Source organism: Zymobacter sp. IVIA_12111.31 C1, from assembly GCF_047495495.1.
In the GTDB taxonomy this organism is placed as follows: domain Bacteria; phylum Pseudomonadota; class Gammaproteobacteria; order Pseudomonadales; family Halomonadaceae; genus Zymobacter.
In genome coordinates this window covers 2,724,712-2,741,364 of record NZ_CP179930.1, presented here as the reverse complement: position 1 = coordinate 2,741,364, position 16,653 = coordinate 2,724,712, and the positions used below count along the sequence as shown (strand labels likewise).

Genomic DNA, 16,653 nt, shown 5'->3' with positions numbered 1-16,653 from the left:
GCAAAGTCGACTTAACGGCATACGCCTGCGCTATCGCTTGCGGAACAAGCCTCTCGCTACCCTGTCGTGGAGACCCTTATAGTGCAGCTGATAAAGAAAGTGCTTGTGGCGTCGTCGTTCTTCTTTCTGGCCGCCTGCAGCACGTCAACGCCCACCGATTCACCATCGCTAGATACGCCGCGGCATATCACAATCCTGCATACCAATGACGCCCATGGCCATTTCTGGCGCAGTGATCACGGCGAGTACGGCCTAGCGGCTCAGAAGACGATCGTCGATGCGGTGCGTAGGGAAGTGGAAGCTAAAGGCGGCAGCGTACTGCTGCTTTCCGGCGGCGATATCAACACCGGCACGCCCGCCTCCGATCTGCAGGATGCGGAGCCTGATTTTAAAGGCATGCACATGATGGGTTACGACGCCATGGCGGTCGGCAACCACGAATTCGATCATGTGCCCAGTGTACTGCAAAAGCAGATGGGGTGGGCAGGCTTTCCCATCCTGTCAGCCAACATCTACCGCAAGGGAACGAACGAGCATGCCTTCCAGCCCTACGCTATCTTCACTCGGCAGGGTGTCAGGATTGCCGTCATTGGGCTGACGACCGAAGACACATGGAAACAGAGCAATCCTGAGCATATGCAGGGGCTGGAGTTCCGCAGTGCCCAGCAGGCAGTGCGTGATGAGATTGCTGAACTCAAGCGTCACGAAAAACCTGACGTCATCATCGCGCTGTCGCATTTAGGGTACTACCCGGATGGTGCACACGGCACCTCATCGCCGGGTGATGTCGAGTTGGCGCGTGCCTTGCCGAAGGGTGATCTGTCACTGATCGTCGGCGCACACACGCATACCGTGCTGTGCATGTCAGCGGAGAATGTGCTGGATCGCCACCACATGCCGGGTAGCCCTTGCGTACCCGATCATCAGAACGGCACGTGGATCGTGCAGGCCAACGAATGGGGCAAATACGTAGGGCGTGCCGATTTCGTCTACCGCAACGGTCAGTTCGTGCTCGAACGGTATCAGCTGATCCCCGTGAACCTCAGCCATGACGTGATGGATGAACATGGCAAGCCTGTCCGCCAGCCCTACACATCGGCAGTCGCAGAAGATTCGCAGATGCTGACGCTTCTGACACCGTTCCAAGAACATGATCGGGAACGGATGGAGCGGCACGTTGGCACCAGTGACCGCTCGTTCGGCAATGATCGCCAGTTGGCGCGTACCCGACAGGTTCCACTGGGCCAGCTAGTGACGGCGGCCTATCTGGATGCCGTGCCGGGTGATCTGGCCTTCACGAACGTTGGAGGGCTTCGCGACGTGCTGAGTGAGACCGACATCCGCTTCAACAACCTCTACCGAGTTCTGCCCTTTGGCAATACGGTTGTCAGTGTCACTTTGACGGGGCAGGAAATGGCGAAATACCTTGATGCCCTGACGGCCATTCAGCCAGGGGCTTCAGGCTATGCCCAGACCCGCAATCTGACGGTCGTTCCGGGCAAGAGCGGGCTGGAGCGCTATCGCATCAAAGGCGTACCGCTGTCGGCGACGCGGAACTACGTGCTGGTGACCAACAGTTTCGTGGCTCATGGCGGCGATGGCTATCCGCCCATCGACACCCATCCGAAATACGTTGATCGCCATGTTGTCGATATCGACGCCTTCGTTCGCTACGTCGAGCGGCATTCTCCGCTCCGCGTCAGCGATTACACGCCTCGTTAGCGACATGTCGCTAAGGCAAGGGGAATGATGGCCATGTGAGGGTGTATCGGCGGTTAACACTGAAGGAAAGGGCGCTTTCATGTTGAATGGAAGCGCCCTTGTCGTTGCAAAGAAAAGAGAGACAGTCGTCGATGACGATGCCTTGTGCTGGAGCGCAGTGTGGCATGAACCCTGCATGCTGAACCGTTTGCCTGCCAGCGATAATGCCAGGTCACAGGTGCACTATGCTTCGCGTATCATCCTTCTGGTGACCCTGGATCAGTACGCTCTGTGCGATGGCGTGGCATGTTTTCGCGCCCGTCTGGTGTGTAATAAAACTGTTGCCTGTGTAACAAATAATGCTACATGGCATGCAAAAATGTTTTATCATGCGCGCCTGCGCAATTCCTGACATGTCTTGTACAGGATCAGCCTTTCACTACCCAGCAGCAGAGAAACTTGCCGTGCGACCGATAAGATCCGCTCTTCTTGCGTTTTCACTTTCCTTCCTTGCCGCGTGCAGTACGTCGACGCCAGCGCCGACAACACCTGACAAAGGTGATGCGCCGAAGCGCATAACCATTCTGCACACCAACGATCATCATGGCCGCTTCTGGCACAACGATCACGACGAGTACGGCCTGTCCGCTCAGAAGACCGTGGTCGATGCCGTACGAGCCGAAGTGGAAGCGCAGGGTGGCAGCGTACTGCTGTTCTCGGGTGGCGATATCAATACCGGTGTACCGGCGTCCGATATGCAGGATGCCGAGCCTGATTTCAAAGGCATGCGCATGATTGGCTACGACGCCATGTCGCTGGGCAACCATGAGTTCGACAATACGCTGGATGTACTGCGCAAGCAGATCGAATGGGCCGGTTTCCCAGTACTGTCTGCCAACATCTATCGTAAAGGCACTAACGAGCATGCCTTCCAGCCGTACGCGATCTTCGAACGCCAAGGGCTGAAGATTGCCGTGATCGGTCTGACGACGGAAGACACCTGGAAATTCAGCGACCCGACGCATACCGAAGGGCTAGAATTCCGCAGCACGCAGCAAGCTGCGCGTGACGTTATCGCTGAGCTGAAGAAAGACGTTCACCCTGACGTCATCATTGCGGTGACCCATATGGGCCACTACCCGAACGGTGAGCACGGCGTTGCCGCACCGGGCGATGTCGAACTGGCGCGTGCTATGCCGGAAGGCGATCTGTCGATGATCGTCGGCGGTCACAGCCAGAACCCCGTCTGCATGCTGTCCGAGAACGTACGTGACCTCAACTACGTGCCGGGTACGCCCTGTGCACCGGATCGTCAGAACGGCACGTGGATTGTGCAGGCCCATGAGTGGGGTAAATACGTAGGCCGTGCCGACTTCGTCTACAAGGACGGTCAGTTTGTGCTGGAGCACTACCAGCTGATTCCGGTCAACCTTAATCATGAGGTCAAGGACGAACAAGGCAAGCCGGTTCGTAAATACTATACGCACCGCATCGAAGAAGACCCGCATATGCTGGAATTCCTGACGCCGTATCAGCAGCACGCTCATGCGATGCTGGAACGTCAGGTCGGCACCAGCGATCGTTCGTTCGGCGGTGAACGTCTGGAAGTCCGCGGCCGTCAGGCACCGCTGGCTCAGCTGGTACTGGCGGGTTACCTCGAATCTGTGCCGGGGGATCTGGCGCTGATGAACGGTGGCGGCATGCGCGATGCGCTGGAAAATACCACGATTCGCGTTGGTGACCTGTACCGTGTTCTGCCGTTCGGCAGCACCGTTGTACGTATCACCATGAATGGCCAAGAACTGGCGCAGTACCTGGATGCGGCTACTGCTATTCCGTCTGGTGCGGGTGGTTTTGCTCAGCTGCGCAAGGTCACGGTTGTGCAGAACGCCAAAGGGCTGGCGCGCTATCGCATCAACGGTAAACCGCTGTCCGCGAAGCGTCACTACACGCTGGTGACCAACAGCTTCGTGGCACGCGGTGGCGATGGCTACCCGACGATTGACACTCATCCGGCCTATGTGGACCGTGGCGTCATCGATATCGACACTCTGATTCACTATGTCGAACATCATCCGGCGCTCAAGGTCAGCGACTTCACTCCGGAAAACCACTACTAATAAGCAGGGATGACCAGCGCGCATGTTCGCACGGGCGCGCTGGCCGCATTGCTCGACCTGAAAGCGCTCTCATTATTGAGAGCGCTTTTTTTGTAGCTACTGCTGTGTACTGGCGAGGCGTCGCACACAGCGTTGGCGGCCTAGCGTGCGCCTTAGGGCGTGTTGGAGCGAAGCGGGGCGCGGGGCATTGCCAGTGGCGGGTCAGTTCTGCACTGCCATGACCGAACCTCCGTCGACGCGCAGGTTTGCGCCATTGATGAACGATGCCCGCTCGGACACCAGCAAGGCAATGGCTGGGGCCACTTCCTCGACCTGTCCTCGGCGCTGTTCCACGATACCGGGACGCTCTTCAGCCAGAAAGCTCTTTACGGCCTCGTCGAATGAAACGCCCAGCGCCTTGGCTCGCTGCTTCATCATGCCATCGGTCATCGGAGTCTGGATGAATGCCGGCGCAACGGTGTTGCACAATACGCCGTGCTTGGCTTCTTCATAGGACAGCCCTTTGATGAAGGCGGCTAGCCCCGCCTTGGCAGTGTTGTAGACGGCCTCTTCCCAGTAGGGCTGCACGGTGTTTTCGGAGGTAACGCAGACAAAGCGCCCCCATTTGCGCTCTCGCATGGCCGGAAGGGTGGCGCGGGCGACGCGCACGGCGGACATGAAATCGATCTGCCACGCCTCCAGGTAGTCATCATCGCTGAGCGTCAGCGGGTCGCCTTTAGCCCCGGTCACACCGGCCGTATGCACCACGATATCGATGTGGCCGAAGGTATGGCGAGCCTTGCTGACAACGGCATTGATGTCTTGCTGACGTGTGACATCGGCAGCCAGACGTAGCGTTTGCGCAGGCAGATCAGCCGTTTTTTCATCAAGCGCTTGCTGATCCAGGTCGCTCAGTACCAGCTTGACGCCTTCCTCGGCCAGCAGTCTGGCCGTGGCCAGTCCAATGCCACCTGCTGCGCCGGTAATCAGCGCGACGCGATCACGAATTCCCAGTTCCATCTGGCGTTCTCCTGTCCATGGTCGACAGTGGCTGTCGTTGCCACTGTCCTACTTTCACTGTGGCCGAATACCCTTGGATGTCCAGCCTCTCATCGTGAGGCAGCGCATTGATGTCGTAGTTCCGTAGTGGGTCATTAACACCGCTAAGCTGCCGGATATCGTGCTGTCATTGGTATCAGCAACCCAGCGGAAACGTTATTCTTTGTGCACAAAACGTTTTTACGACAAGGGATTACAAGAGGAAGGGCAATGCGTGGGGGAAAGCTATGTGTAGGGATATTCCTGAGCTGCCTGTTAGGCACCGGAATCCCACTGGGCATCGGTCTGAAGGTGCTGAGCGATCGGTTGCCAGAATCGTCTGCGGTAGCACCAGCGCCGCCTGCCAAGGTAACACCGGTATACCCCGCTGTGCTGACAGGGCGGCCGAGCGTCGAACTGGGGGACTTTATTCTGTCGACAATGCCTGACGCCGCGTCTTATTCCCCTAATGTGCCATGGCATGATTGGGACTGGGCGGCATCAGATGGGCACATCGTATGGCAGCCTGAATTCTCACGAGCGAATAAAAGTGATTTTCTGGAAGAGGACGATGCTGAAGATGTGCGTCGCAAGGGGCTGGTACGTATCAACGTACTGGGCGACGTATCGTCGATACTGCGTGAGACGAGGCAGGAACTGGGCTGGGATGTGTCACTGAGCGCACCTCTGAGTGCGCGCGCAGGCACTTGGGAAATCATTTTAGCTCCCCATGAGTGCTTCAGTGTGCCTTATAAAAACTGTTCCTATGAGATAGGGCCTTCACTGGCCCACGCTGGTATCACTGCAGATCTGAAATACGTTTCACAGGCTGATGCCGGATATGACTATTCCTATATTCTGCATCATGCAGACAAGGCTGACACTCTGTTGATAGATCACCAGCGCTGGGGAACGGGCGGTGACAGTCAGACTATCAGCATCATGGATAGCAATGAGATATCGGATGTGCCTGTCGAGGATGGTGTCGCGGAGAAAAGAGAAGGGACAAACAGCGTTGAACAAGCGGACATCATGCATTATTCAACGCAAGCTAGCGAAGCATTAAAAGCGGTAACAGGCCACATCCCAGAAGCCAAAGGCAAATCATGTACGCTACAGATATCCATTGACGATAGAGGAAATCTGGCTGCAATTGACGCGCTTTACATCGGTAATATGGGGGCGCTGTGCAACGCTGCCATTGCGGTGCTAGAGCATGAGTCGTGGCCAGAGCCTCATCACTCACTACCAGTGGACTTTGTCGTGCGTGTTGAAGGTTAGCTAATGGTGATGGGCTAACACTGCTAATGATCTGTCACTCAAGAATTAAAAGGAAAGTGGGATGAAGGTGGTAAAACTATGTGCAGGGATATTCCTGAGCTGTCTGTTAGGCACCGGAATCCCGTTGGGCATCGGTCTGAAGGTGCTAAGCGATCGGTTGTCAGAATCGTCTGCGGTAGCACCAGCGCCGCCTGCCAAGGTAACACCGGTATACCCCGCTGTGCTGACAGGGCGGCCGAGTGTCGAACTGGGGGACTTTATTCTGTCGACGATGCCGGATCGTGACGGTGAAGCGACCGATGACGGTCAGGAGCAGTGGTCGTGGGATTGGGCATCGGAAGCGCGGCATATTGCGTGGAGTGCCGAGTTAGGGCCCAGCACGAATGCGACGGAGCGTGTTGGGGTCATGCGCATCCATGTGCTTGGCGAGATAGCGACAGTGCTGCGCGAGACCAACCAAGAGCTGGGGTGGGATATCACGCTTTCTGCGTCGGGCAATCCGAAGTTTGGTGTTCAGAAAATTGAATTCTCACCACAGGATTGCTTTGGCATTTGGAATGGTGCCTGCACCTTTGAGACGTTGCCATCGCTTGAAAAAGTTGGCATCACTGCACATCTGCAATGCATCCAGCACTCTGTTTTAGGTGAGAATGCTACTTATCTCATTCATCGAAATGATAAAGAAGATCGCTTACTTTCTTGGGAGGTCACAGGAGGGTCTGGTGGATATAGCCAGAATTGGTGGATTGAGCCTTTTTCTGCTGAGGCATTGAGTGCAGATTGCGGAGAGCAAGATAATTCTCCATTGCCTGAAGATATCGAAATGTCTTCTAGAAATAAGCCCGATATCAAGCGCTATCAGGCAATGGCTAATGAGGCCCTCAAGGAGCTTGCTGCACGGGCAGCTGAGACCAAGGGCAAGCACTGTACGGTGCGCTTGGTAATGGACAGATGGGGCGCTTCCCTACCGGTAATTGATGCCTCAAAGGCTGGAAACGATGTGCCTCTGTGCGATGACGTGCTGAAGGTACTGGATAAGGTGCAGTGGCCGGAATCGCTTTCGCAGACCGCCACGGTATTTGAGGTCACGGTCGGTACATAGAGCGCGGCGTGAGTGATAGCAGCGCTTTATGGTCTTGGCGGACAGTGTCTTCCAGACACAAGAAAGCGGCCCTCGGTAGGGGGCCGCTTTTTCATTGGCCGCGTTTTAGTGAGCGGCAGGTGCCAGTGTCTTGGTAACGTTCTGAGTGGTCTGGTGGCTGATGCCCAGTGCGTCACGAATGGTGAAGAACAGGTCCGTCTGATCGGTCAGCCCCAGTACACGCCCCGCACGCGGGCCTGTGGCGGCAATGCGTAACTGAGTACCGGTATGTTCCTGTGATCCTTCGGAAGCGGTGGCATAGCTCATCGCCATCACAGCATCGTCATGCGTGCGCAGTGCCAGCGACAGCCCCGGTACCTTGCCATCCGTGGGGATGATCTGGCTGGAGTGGGCATGGTCGGCTGTCACGAGCACCAGCGTGTCCGGGTGGGTCTTGGCGTAGGCCAGTGCCTCCTGAATCGCTTGGTCGAGGTCGACAACTTCACCGATCTGGCCGCACGGGTTAGCCGCGTGATCCTGTTTGTCGATGGATGCCCCTTCCACCTGCAGGAAGAAGCCGTTGGGGTTCTTGTCCAGCAGCGAAATGGCCTTGTGAGTCATTTCCTTCAGGCTGGGCTGGCTGTCGGGGCGTCCGGGGTTGGGTTTGCAGACTGCTGGGGGCGTGTCGAGGTGGCCGTTATGCGTGGCCTTGGGACCATCCCAGTTGACTGGCATATCGTTGGCCGCGAACAGCCCCAGCACCGGGTGCTGTTGGTTTGCTGCCTTCAGTGCGCTCAGCTGAGCGCGGTCGCCGACGAGTTGATAGCCGCGGGCGCTGGCTTGATCAAGCAGGCTCTGGCCTTTCCACTGCCCCGCATGGGCCTGCTGTTCGAAGTAGGCGCGACCACCGCCGAGAATGATGTCCGGACGAACGTTGAGCGACTGTTCGGCAATTGAACCGGCGCCCCCGTTTTCGAGCGCATCCGCTGTGCACTTCGCAGCGGCTTCATCGGGGCCTTTGCAGCTGCGCAGGGCAACGTGTGCCATCAGTGCCGCAGGGGTGGCGTCCTGTACCTCTGCCGTTGTGACGTTACCTGTGGCCTTACCGCTGGCTTTAGCCAGTTCCAACAGCGTTGGCATTGGGCGGCCATTCACATCAACACCGATGGCCTTGTTGTAGCTTTTGGTACCGGTTGTCCAGCCGGTGGCCGATGCCGCTGAGTCCGTCACGTAATCCGGGCGGTGGGTCGTGCGGTCAAGCGAGAACGTGGTGTATTGGCCGGTGAAGGGGAAGGCGTCCAGCCCTTTGAAACGACCCGCAGCGCCCTCGGCATAGTTGCGAGCAGACGTGATTTCTGAGTCACCCATGCCGTCTCCGATAAAGAGAATGACGTTGCGGGCCTTCTGGTCAGAAAACGCCTGGCGCACCTCGTCCTGTGTGATGTGATAGCCGCGGCGTGCGGCACCCTGCGCGTCGACGGGGCCGGATACGGGAGCGGCCTGTGCGAGCGAGGCGGCGAGAAGCGTGCTGCAAAGGGTAAGGCTGGAAAGACGTCGTACCATCATGGGTGAGGATTCCCTGAATATGCAGTGACTGCGGTTGTTATCTTCCACGACAGCGGCGCGTTGCTGGCGTGCTCAGACACATTTGCATGGGCAGATGACGCTTTCATGACCGCTGGATGACATTCTGATGACAGCGGTATGGCGGCCTTTCCTCACCCTGTTTGAGTCCTGCTTTATCCTGTTCCTTGTGGTAGGTGTCGCTGGGGTGGCCTCTATCCGATAGCGCTGTTTTTGATAGTGATTTTCTGGGAAAAGTCGCTTCTTTTAGTTTTTTTAATGTGAACGCCATCGTTTTCATGACACTCACACCGTTCTCTTCATGAAACCTTGATTGAAAGTAACATGTTGAATCTTCAACAAATGAAGAGGGGGGGCCTATAGCCCTTTAACAAAACTGTCATTTACTCGTCACCTACCTGTCACAAAACCGTCACTGTTCTGTCACATCGCGCTTCTAGATTCTGGTCATGAGATGAACAGGCGATGCCACGACAGGCCCCTGTCATGCCGTGAACACTTTTCTGGAGAACCGCCATGCTCAAGCGCACGACCATTGCTCTGACCATGTTGTTAAGCGCTCCTCTCGTTCAGGCCGCTCCGACGGTGACAGGTGCTGGGGCAACGTTCCCTTATCCGGTCTATACGCGCTGGGCGGATGACTACCAGGATGCCAAGAACGTTGCCATCAACTATCAGGGCATCGGGTCCGGTGGCGGTATCGCTCAGATCAAAGCCCGCACTGTGACCTTCGGCGCGTCGGACGTGCCGATGAGTGCAGAAGACCAGCAGAAAGCAGGGCTGGTGCAGTGGCCGATGATCATGGGGGGCGTTGTGCCCATCGTGAACCTTGGCGCTGCTCTTGGAGGGAATTCGCTGAAGTTGGATGGCGAAACCCTCGCGGCCATCTATTCCGGTGATATCACCCGCTGGAATGATGCCCGCATCAAGGCTCTGAACCCTGATATCAATCTGCCGGATCTGGCGATCACGCCGGTTCACCGCGCAGAGGGATCGGGCACCAACTATCTGTTCACCCACTATCTGAGTGAGGTCAGTCCGGCCTTCAAACAGAAAGTTGGTGAAGGCAATACGGTGCCGTGGCCTAACGGCGTTGGGGCTCAGGCCAATGGGGGAGTGGCTTCACGTGTGCAAGGCACGGTCGGAGCCATTGGGTATGTCGAGTACGCTTACGCGCGCCAGAACAAAGTGGCCACGGTGGTGCTGAAAAACCGCGACGGTGGGTATGTGACACCGGGCGCAGACAGCTTCAGCGCAGCTGCTCGACATGCAGACTGGAAGAATGCACCAGGTCTGGCGTTGGTCTTGACCAACCAGCCCGGCAAGGACAGTTGGCCGATCACAGGGGTGTCCTACATCCTGATGCCGGTCAAACCTGCCGACGCTGCAGCGGCCAAAGAAGCCTTGGCGTTCTTCAACTGGGCCTACGTTAGCGGCAAGGATACCGCCGCAGCATTGGATTATGTGGCAATGCCGAAGAACGTAATCGACCAGGTCGAGCATGATGTCTGGTCGAAAATCACGGACGGCAGTACGCCGCTGTGGTTGGCCCAGTGATCTGCTGAATATCCGTCCCCTTGGCGGTAGCGTGTGCCGGGGGACGGGTACTCAGATAGCGAGCGCTGACCCGGACAGATGAACGTTATCGCCTCTGCCGGGCCAGTGTCTGCATCCGCCATAAGGCGTCAAGCAGGAGTGATGGAATGATGACACGCCGAGCACCCAGCAAGAGAGGTGATCGTGTGCTGGCACTGACAACCGGAGCTGCCGCATGGAGCATTCCGGCCCTGTTAGTTGCCTTGTTGCTGTCGCTGGCGATTGCAGGATGGCCTGCTCTGAGCCAGCACGGAATGGAATTCATTACGGGGACCGTCTGGGCACCCGTTCAAGGCCAGTATGGCGCGCTTCCAGCGCTGTACGGCACCGTTGTAAGTTCCCTTATTGCTATTGCACTGGCAGTGCCCGTGGCATGGGGTGTCGCCAGCCTGCTGACCGAATGGTGTCCTGTCAGGCTGGCCCGTTTTATTGGCTCGCTGATTGAGCTGCTGGCCGCCGTACCGTCTATCGTCTACGGCATGTGGGGCAGCATGGTGCTGTGCCCGTGGTTGCAGCGACTGTTTCCGTCAATCTTTCCTGTCGGTTCGGGCATCGCCTCTGCGGGCGTAGTGTTGGCGCTGATGGTTACGCCACTGATCACGGCCATGACGCGTGATGCGATGCAGCAGGTGTCGCCGCTGGTGAAAGAGTCCTGCTATGGATTAGGGGGCACGTCTTGGGAAACGTTGCGCCATGTTGTCTTCCCGTCGATCCGTCGCAGTCTGGCCGGTGCCATCGTGCTGGGATTGGGGCGTGCGCTGGGTGAAACCATGGCCGTATCGTTCGTGATCGGTAACAACGTCTTCCTTAGCCTGTCACCGACGCATCAAGGAACATCCATCGCGGCGCTGATTTCGTCGCAGTTCTCCGAAGCCGATGGCAGCCAGCGTTCCGCGCTGCTGGCTTTGGGGCTGCTGCTGTTCATCATCACTACCGTGGTGCTTGCCATTGCTCGCATGATTCAGCGAGGAGGAAAACAGGCATGATGACCTCAACCTCACGCTATCAACGTCGTCGCATCGTCAACCGCATTGCTTGGCTGGCCTGTCTAGGCGTTACAGGCCTATGCCTGGTGGCCTTGGGGGCCATCCTTTTCCAACTGCTGTACAGCGGACTGCCGAAGCTGTCGCTTGAGGTCTTCACCTCCCGTACCCGTGCCAGCGGCGGCGGGCTGGGGAACGCCATTATCGGCAGCCTGACCATGACCTTACTCGGCACCCTGCTGGGTACCGTGGTCGGCATGGCGGCCGGTAGCTGGCTGGCCGCAAGCCGCTCCCGCTGGTCGGGGCTTATCCGCTTTGCCAGCGACATGCTGCTGTCTGCACCGTCGATTATCATCGGGTTGTTCATCTATGCATTGATGGTTCTGCCCAGCGGCGGATTCTCTGGCTGGGCGGGCAGCATTGCTCTGGCGATCATCATTTTACCGATGGTCATCCGTTCGACCGAAGACATGTTGAGGCTGGTGCCGGCACCCACGCGTGAAGCGGCCTATGCGCTTGGTGCGCCGCGCTGGAAGGTCCTGACCTCGATCAGCTTCCGCATGGTGATGCCGGGCATTATCACGGGAATTTTGCTGGGCTGTGCGCGTATCAGTGGTGAAACCGCACCGCTGATCTTCACCTCCCTCAATACCAACCAATGGAACTGGTTCCGCCTGTCGGATGCCATGCCTAACCTGCCGATGACGCTGTATCAGAACATGACGCTGACAGGGTATGACATGGACAAGGTCGCGCTGGCCTGGACAGGGGCACTGTTGATGACGCTGATGATCCTGGTGCTGGGCATCGTGTCTCGCCGTATGGCACGTACCTCATGACCCAACAAAACGAACAGGAAGACGCTACCATGTATAACCCGCAGCGTTTCAGCACCGACGATCATCAGGTCGTGTCACACGATCCCTCTTTCAGCGACCGTTCCGACAATGCTGGCCGTTCCAACAATAAAGAAGAGCGCACTGTTATGGCGACACCTCTCGAACAGACCAACGATGCGGGTGCATTCAAGCTGGGCATTCGCGACCTGAACTTCTATTACGGCGACTTTCACGCGCTGAAGGACATCTCGCTGGACGTTCAGGAACGCCAAGTGACCGCTTTTATCGGCCCGTCGGGCTGCGGTAAGTCGACACTGCTGCGCTGCCTCAACCGTATCCACGAGCTGTATCCGAACATGCGTTGCGAAGGGGATATCCTGCTTGACGGTCAGAACGTGAACAGCCCCGACGTTGATGCCGAACTGCTGCGCATGCGTGTCGGCATGGTGTTCCAGCGTCCGACGCCGTTCCCGATGTCGATTCGCGATAACGTGGCTTTTGGCGTTAAGCTGCAGGAAAAGATCTCTCGCGGTGATCTGCAGGAGCGCGTCGAATGGGCACTGCGCAAGGCCGCACTGTGGGATGAAGTGAAGGACAAGCTCAACCAGCCGGGGCTGTCACTGTCCGGTGGTCAGCAGCAGCGCCTGTGTATTGCGCGCACCATCGCGACTCGCCCCGATGTGATCCTGCTTGATGAACCGACCTCCGCGCTCGATCCGATTGCAACGGGTCATATCGAAACGCTGATTCAGGAACTGGTGCAGGAGTACACCATCGTTATGGTGACCCACAACATGCAGCAGGCCGCGCGTATCTCCAACCGCACCGTGTTTATGTACATGGGCGAGATCGTTGAAGCCGGGCTGACCAAACGGATGTTCTCCAATCCCAGAGATCCGCGTACGCTCAATTACATCCAGGGCCGCTTCGGTTAATCAGGTTGCTGGATAGCGCAAGGTTTCGGCCAAGGGCTGACCGGGGGGAAGGGCAAGGACGCTCTTCCTTGAAGCCAGAGGCGATGCAATGGGCATCGCCTTTTTTGTGGTGGATCAGTGGCCTAATGAATATTCCAGTGAATGTCGTAGCTATTCCCTACGCCATAGCCAACACGGTAAGAGTGGTTCTGTTCCTGCCACTGATACGAACGCAACGTGCCTTCGTTGATCTGTTCCGGCGTCATTTTCTCGGCTAGCGCATGCTTCTGCTCGGCTACCGCAGTGCCGCCCAAATCGTACATCATATACGCCATGACATAGTCCTGAGGCATGCAATCCCCTGTTTCGTACTGCTCGCCTAAAAGTTGCTGAGCATTAATATTGGCATTATGTCCTTCTGTAGCTCTGGCGAACCACAATTTTGCGGCAGCGCAGTCTTTGTAGGGCGGGGTTATGAAATGGGCGGCTATATAATAAGCGATGTCCGGATCTTTTCTTAGCATAAAGGCTTTGAGCTCCCATTTTAGAGACTGCGTCTCCTGTTGTTCTTTGTCTTCCCCTATGTATATACGATCAATAGGGCTTATTAGATGATCTAGGGCTGGAGAGAAATTTTCTGTGCCGGAGGAAGAAATAAGAGCTTTTGCTTCTTTTGTTTTCCCTTGCTGTATTCGTATTCTACCTAGCAGTAGTCTGGCTGTTGGAGACTGTCCGGTCAGTGTAATTAACCAGTGTTCTGCTTTTTTATAATCAATTTCTCCCGATCTGTCCTTTAGACGGCTATTGCCTTCCATACTGTTCAACGCTAGTTTTATTTGACAGCTTTTTTCTCCTGCTTCCGAGCACTTTTTAATAGTTTCATATGGGCTGGAGAGCATCTCTATTCTTATGTTAGAAATATCTTCGCTCAGCTCTGCATTGGCTATATTAATATGTGAAATTAATAAAAAAATAACAGTGGCCATTGATTTTCTCATGTGCATATATCCCTGTATGAAAAGAGAATTTATGGCTTATTGACTAAATGTCTTGAGTGTTTAGTTGATTATATAGGAGATATGCAAAATTGGCCCATATAAAATATGGGGGCCGTTTTCTCCACCTATTTGGTTTGATATTTCCGCTATGCACAAAGCCCGCATGGGAGCATTAGCGAGGGATGCTAATGCTCTATCGAAAGATTTGCGTGCTATTCAAACTTGAGTATCAGGAAAAAGCCTCTCAGAGGGTTTTCCCAAGAAAGCGTATAACGATCTTTGCAATCTCATCGTGGATCGCTGTTCGTGCCCTTGTGCCGCCGTCATGGCAGATGATTTCGTCGCCGGGATTTTCTTCCTTGAGCATGCCTTCCGCGCCGGGCTTACATACCTGCATGAAGCTGAAATGGGTTGCATCCGCGAGGGTAACGGAGTGCGAATGGGCCGCTGGCAGGAAGTGGGTTAGATACCCTGATTCTAGGTCGGCGGGCACGTTAGCGATATCGACCCCTGCGGCAAGGATGAGTGAGGGAATGGTTATCCTTTCAAGGCTTGTGGGCGTGAATCCCCTTACTAGTCCAGCATCCAGAGAGACAACCGCTTTTATTCTAGGGTCCCGCATGTCTTCTTCTATCTGGTCCTGATCCAGTCCTAACGCTTCACTCAGCTGGCAGTTCTTGAGTGCCGGGTGGGATTCACAGTCGCGTTTGAACTGTTCGGGGGAAAAGCGACCGCCACTTGCGGCAATCACTGTCCATCCGCCAAGTGAGTGCCCGATCACCGCTATCCTGTTCGCATCAATGTCGCCGGCGATGTCACTGGATGCCAGAGCGTCAATGACTCTGCTCAAGTCGTGCGGGCGTTGCCATGATTGTCTTGCCTGCTGTTTGTCTTTATTGAACGTTGTGGTGCCCGGGTGATTGGGTGATGCCACGATGTATCCTTGGCGCGCTAGGGCGTAGGCCAACCAGCTGAGGTTGCGCCAGTTACCGCCATAGCCGTGCGACATTACGATAAGCGCACGCCGTCCGTGTGCAGGCGCTGCATTGCGAATGACCTGCACGCCTTGCAGCACGGGATTGTCTGCAACGGCAACAAGGGGTTCTTGGGCGGAGGTGGGATACCAGAGCGCAATATCGAGCGGCCTTTCGCTGTGCTCATCCTGTCTTATTTCAGCAAAGCCGACGGAGGGCAGTGCCTGCACGCCGCTTGATACCAATAGCAATAGAAGCAGCAGCGAGCGGTATAGGGTGGGCATCTTGTTTATCATCCTGAATATGGTGGTGTAGTGTCACCCGATTGTTGTGATTCCAGCAGGGCATCGTTCATACATTAATGCGCGGTTTAATACATTACTGCACTGCTTGGGATTGGGCCAGCACTCTGAGACGGTGTGGGTTCGGTGCTTTAAGGTCGCATGTTGGCGGGGCGCTGATAGCGAAAAAAGAGGGGGGGGGGGGGGCGAAGGACGTCTTGAAGTGTGAGAGTAGATACGTCATGGCCGACAGGGCGGCGTGGATGCCGGTGCCCTGAAAGGGGAGATGAAGGAGGCTCGACGCCATTGTGCGTCAGGCTTCTGTTATGAAGAGGTTCCGAGGCGGTCCTGTCTTTCGACAGGGCCGCCTTGTCGTATCAGGTGATACCCGAGTGGGGCCGCGATGGCCCGAGCTTACGGCATGTTGCGTCCGAAGTAGATCTCGTGCATCTCCTTCCACAGCAGATCGCTGATGCGCTGGCGTTCTGCGTCACTCATGGTCTCTGGGCGAGCCTTGAACATATAGTGATCAAGGTCGAAGTCCTTGAGCATCATCTTGGTGTGGAAGATGTTTTCCTGATAGACGTTCACATCGACCATGTCATACGAGCGTTTCATGCTGTCAGGCATGAAGTTCTGGATCGAGGTGATGTCGTGGTCAATGAAGTGCTTCACGCCGCGGGTGTCGCGCGTGAAACCGCGCACGCGGTAGTCGACGGTCACGATGTCAGACTCAAGGGCGTGGATCAGATAGTTCAGCGCGTTGAGCGGGGAGATCAGGCCGCAAGTCGACACTTCGATATCGGCGCGGAAGGTGCAGAGACCGCCTTCCGGATGGCTTTCCGGGTAGGTGTGCACGCAGATATGGCTCTTGTCGAGGTGAGCGACCACGCTGTCCGGCAGGGGGCCGGTGTGCTCGGTGGTGTCGACCGTTTTGGGGTCGATCGGTTCTTCGCTGATCAGAACGGTAACGCTAGCCCCTTGGGGCTCGTAGTCCTGACGGGCGATGTTGAGGATGTTGGCCCCGATGATCGAGCAGGTCTCGCTCAGGATCTCGGTCAGTCGATCGGCGCTGTAGCGCTCGTCGATATAGGCGATGTAGTCATCGCGCTCGGCCTCGTTGCTGGTGTAGCAGATGTCGTAGATGCAGAAGCTCAGGCTTTTCGTCAGGTTGTTGAAGCCGTGCAGTTTCAGCTTGTTCAATTCAGGTGCACCTCCGGGGTACATGTAGGTGTGGGGTGTGCTGTGACACGGTAGCCGTGCCCAAACGGGTAGTTGTTAGTT

The 16,653-nt window shown here is 56.3% G+C and carries 14 protein-coding genes; 9 read left to right on the top strand and 5 right to left on the bottom strand.

Annotated elements, in window-relative coordinates:
* Positions 1-81 precede the first annotated feature (81 nt).
* The 3 genes from ushA (ACMHYW_RS12190) to ushA (ACMHYW_RS12180) all read left to right on the top strand — a co-directional run bounded on the left by ushA (ACMHYW_RS12190) (position 82) and on the right by ushA (ACMHYW_RS12180) (position 3,821).
* Positions 82-1,722 carry a bifunctional UDP-sugar hydrolase/5'-nucleotidase UshA gene (gene ushA / locus ACMHYW_RS12190; protein ID WP_414500148.1) on the top strand — a complete coding sequence of 547 codons (1,641 nt, stop codon included), beginning with the start codon at positions 82-84 and terminating at the stop codon, positions 1,720-1,722.
* A 79-nt stretch (positions 1,723-1,801) separates the two neighbouring features.
* A complete protein-coding gene (locus ACMHYW_RS12185) occupies positions 1,802-2,113 on the top strand; it encodes a hypothetical protein (RefSeq protein ID WP_414500147.1) in 312 nt (103 codons plus the stop codon).
* A 52-nt stretch (positions 2,114-2,165) separates the two neighbouring features.
* Positions 2,166-3,821, top strand: a complete 1,656-nt coding sequence (gene ushA / locus ACMHYW_RS12180; protein WP_414500146.1) for a bifunctional UDP-sugar hydrolase/5'-nucleotidase UshA — start codon at positions 2,166-2,168, stop codon at positions 3,819-3,821.
* A 201-nt stretch (positions 3,822-4,022) separates the two neighbouring features.
* Here the strand turns inward: ushA (ACMHYW_RS12180) and ACMHYW_RS12175 are convergent, their stop codons facing one another.
* On the bottom strand, positions 4,023-4,820 hold the full coding sequence (locus tag ACMHYW_RS12175; protein WP_414500145.1) for an SDR family NAD(P)-dependent oxidoreductase: 798 nt from the start codon (positions 4,818-4,820) through the stop codon (positions 4,023-4,025).
* 249 nt (positions 4,821-5,069) lie between these two features.
* Here ACMHYW_RS12175 and ACMHYW_RS12170 point away from each other — a divergent pair, with 249 nt between their 5' ends.
* Together ACMHYW_RS12170 and ACMHYW_RS12165 are read left to right on the top strand one after the other, a co-directional pair.
* Positions 5,070-6,119, top strand: a complete 1,050-nt coding sequence (locus tag ACMHYW_RS12170) for a hypothetical protein (RefSeq protein WP_414500144.1) — start codon at positions 5,070-5,072, stop codon at positions 6,117-6,119.
* A 61-nt stretch (positions 6,120-6,180) separates the two neighbouring features.
* A complete protein-coding gene (locus ACMHYW_RS12165; RefSeq protein ID WP_414500143.1) occupies positions 6,181-7,221 on the top strand; it encodes a hypothetical protein in 1,041 nt (346 codons plus the stop codon).
* Between the two features lie 105 nt (positions 7,222-7,326).
* Here the strand turns inward: ACMHYW_RS12165 and phoA are convergent, their stop codons facing one another.
* Positions 7,327-8,766: an alkaline phosphatase gene (gene phoA / locus ACMHYW_RS12160; protein ID WP_414500142.1), complete on the bottom strand. Its 1,440-nt coding sequence runs from the start codon at positions 8,764-8,766 to the stop codon at positions 7,327-7,329.
* Positions 8,767-9,300: 534 nt separating this feature from the next.
* Here phoA and pstS point away from each other — a divergent pair.
* From pstS to pstB, 4 genes are all read left to right on the top strand, one after another.
* Positions 9,301-10,341: a phosphate ABC transporter substrate-binding protein PstS gene (gene pstS, locus ACMHYW_RS12155; protein WP_414500140.1), complete on the top strand. Its 1,041-nt coding sequence runs from the start codon at positions 9,301-9,303 to the stop codon at positions 10,339-10,341.
* Between the two features lie 146 nt (positions 10,342-10,487).
* The gene (pstC, locus tag ACMHYW_RS12150) at positions 10,488-11,366 is read left to right on the top strand and encodes a phosphate ABC transporter permease subunit PstC (RefSeq protein ID WP_414500139.1); all 879 of its coding nucleotides are present in this window, start codon (positions 10,488-10,490) and stop codon (positions 11,364-11,366) included.
* Positions 11,363-12,202 carry a phosphate ABC transporter permease PstA gene (gene pstA, locus ACMHYW_RS12145; protein ID WP_414500138.1) on the top strand — a complete coding sequence of 280 codons (840 nt, stop codon included), beginning with the start codon at positions 11,363-11,365 and terminating at the stop codon, positions 12,200-12,202. Before pstC ends, pstA begins: the two co-directional genes overlap by 4 nt.
* Before the next feature lie 146 nt (positions 12,203-12,348).
* Entirely contained in the window at positions 12,349-13,137 is a 789-nt protein-coding gene (pstB, locus tag ACMHYW_RS12140) for a phosphate ABC transporter ATP-binding protein PstB (RefSeq protein WP_414501511.1), read from the top strand.
* 122 nt (positions 13,138-13,259) lie between these two features.
* Here pstB and ACMHYW_RS12135 read toward each other — a convergent pair whose 3' ends face one another.
* The 3 genes from ACMHYW_RS12135 to speD all read right to left on the bottom strand — a co-directional run bounded on the left by ACMHYW_RS12135 (position 13,260) and on the right by speD (position 16,596).
* Positions 13,260-14,114, bottom strand: coding sequence for a hypothetical protein (locus tag ACMHYW_RS12135; RefSeq protein WP_414500137.1), 855 nt, complete (start codon positions 14,112-14,114; stop codon positions 13,260-13,262).
* Between the two features lie 244 nt (positions 14,115-14,358).
* Positions 14,359-15,372, bottom strand: coding sequence for an alpha/beta hydrolase family protein (locus tag ACMHYW_RS12130; RefSeq protein WP_414500136.1), 1,014 nt, complete (start codon positions 15,370-15,372; stop codon positions 14,359-14,361).
* Positions 15,373-15,783: 411 nt separating this feature from the next.
* Positions 15,784-16,596, bottom strand: a complete 813-nt coding sequence (gene speD, locus ACMHYW_RS12125) for an adenosylmethionine decarboxylase (RefSeq protein WP_414500135.1) — start codon at positions 16,594-16,596, stop codon at positions 15,784-15,786.
* Between the last annotated feature and the right edge of the window lie 57 nt (positions 16,597-16,653).

Coding starts and splice junctions, on each gene's coding strand:
- ACMHYW_RS12170 (WP_414500144.1), top strand. CDS start 5,070: ATGCGTGGGGGAAAGCTATGTGTAGGGATATTCCTGAGCTGCCTGTTA.
- ACMHYW_RS12185 (WP_414500147.1), top strand. CDS start 1,802: ATGTTGAATGGAAGCGCCCTTGTCGTTGCAAAGAAAAGAGAGACAGTC.
- pstC (WP_414500139.1), top strand. CDS start 10,488: ATGATGACACGCCGAGCACCCAGCAAGAGAGGTGATCGTGTGCTGGCA.
- speD (WP_414500135.1), bottom strand. CDS start 16,596: ATGTACCCCGGAGGTGCACCTGAATTGAACAAGCTGAAACTGCACGGC.
- ACMHYW_RS12130 (WP_414500136.1), bottom strand. CDS start 15,372: ATGCCCACCCTATACCGCTCGCTGCTGCTTCTATTGCTATTGGTATCA.
- pstB (WP_414501511.1), top strand. CDS start 12,349: ATGGCGACACCTCTCGAACAGACCAACGATGCGGGTGCATTCAAGCTG.
- pstA (WP_414500138.1), top strand. CDS start 11,363: ATGATGACCTCAACCTCACGCTATCAACGTCGTCGCATCGTCAACCGC.
- phoA (WP_414500142.1), bottom strand. CDS start 8,766: ATGATGGTACGACGTCTTTCCAGCCTTACCCTTTGCAGCACGCTTCTC.
- ACMHYW_RS12165 (WP_414500143.1), top strand. CDS start 6,181: ATGAAGGTGGTAAAACTATGTGCAGGGATATTCCTGAGCTGTCTGTTA.
- ACMHYW_RS12135 (WP_414500137.1), bottom strand. CDS start 14,114: ATGAGAAAATCAATGGCCACTGTTATTTTTTTATTAATTTCACATATT.
- ACMHYW_RS12175 (WP_414500145.1), bottom strand. CDS start 4,820: ATGGAACTGGGAATTCGTGATCGCGTCGCGCTGATTACCGGCGCAGCA.
- pstS (WP_414500140.1), top strand. CDS start 9,301: ATGCTCAAGCGCACGACCATTGCTCTGACCATGTTGTTAAGCGCTCCT.